Below are 428 nucleotides of genomic sequence, written 5' to 3'. Positions count from 1 at the left end.
CCCAGATAATTCTGAAACCGATTTCAAACATTTCGAGATGATCGACGGAATATTTTCGCCTTTTCAAGGAACAAGTTGTCTCAACGAACATGAAACGCATTTGTTTAAAAAACTAATCAACCTAAAATTCGATTCCGACCAAAAAGTTTTCGCCGGAATTGAACGTCAAATTCTACTAAAAATCCTTTTAGACTATTATTCAATTCACTTAGACGGATTTAAAAAACCAAAATCACTAGACGTTTTAAAAGAGGTTTTTTCATAAAAAAAGCCAACAATTTCTTTAAATTTAACAATTTTTTTTCAGACTTCAAATAAAAATTCGTGCAATATTCTTTCAATTTCTTTATTTGTGCAAATTTGTGTAATTCGTGGCAAAAAAGTATTTTTCTTCACTAATCAATCGCAAAAACTGAAAACTGAAAACT

The 428-nt window shown here is 29.4% G+C and carries 1 pseudogene; it reads left to right on the top strand.

Features of this window, described 5'->3' with window-relative positions:
- Positions 1-265, top strand: a pseudogene (locus DIU01_RS15075) (DNA repair protein RecO); the annotation flags it as partial.
- Between the last annotated feature and the right edge of the window lie 163 nt (positions 266-428).

Source organism: Flavobacterium sp. (genome assembly GCF_003525665.1).
Lineage (GTDB): Bacteria > Bacteroidota > Bacteroidia > Flavobacteriales > Flavobacteriaceae > Flavobacterium.
The sequence above is the reverse complement of the archived record's forward strand: the minus strand, read 5'-3'. Positions and strand labels throughout refer to the sequence as shown.